Annotated in this window: 1 pseudogene; it reads right to left on the bottom strand. The window is 36.1% G+C overall.

The features are described from left to right. Positions 1-241: pseudogene (locus EAE89_RS23340) on the bottom strand (IS30 family transposase); the annotation flags it as partial.

The raw sequence follows: 241 nt of genomic DNA, 5'->3' as shown, positions 1-241 counted from the left end.
GAACATCAATACTGACCCGATTTTTAATTTTGCCTCTTTTTTCATAGCGACCATAGCGTTTACGATAGGGTTTTCTGGCAATTCGCAGATGTTGCCATAAATCACCCCCCTCTATTTTATCTTGATAAATCAGTCTATAAATTGTCTCATGATGCAAAAATATCCCTTTATGCCGCTTCAAATAATCAACCACCTGTTCAGGACTCAAATCTTGCCAAATTAACCGTTTTATCCATTTTTT

The sequence above is a fragment of the Photorhabdus heterorhabditis genome (genome assembly GCF_018448905.1).
GTDB classification, from domain to species: Bacteria; Pseudomonadota; Gammaproteobacteria; order Enterobacterales; family Enterobacteriaceae; genus Photorhabdus; species Photorhabdus heterorhabditis.
This window is presented reverse-complemented; position numbering and strand designations above follow the sequence as displayed.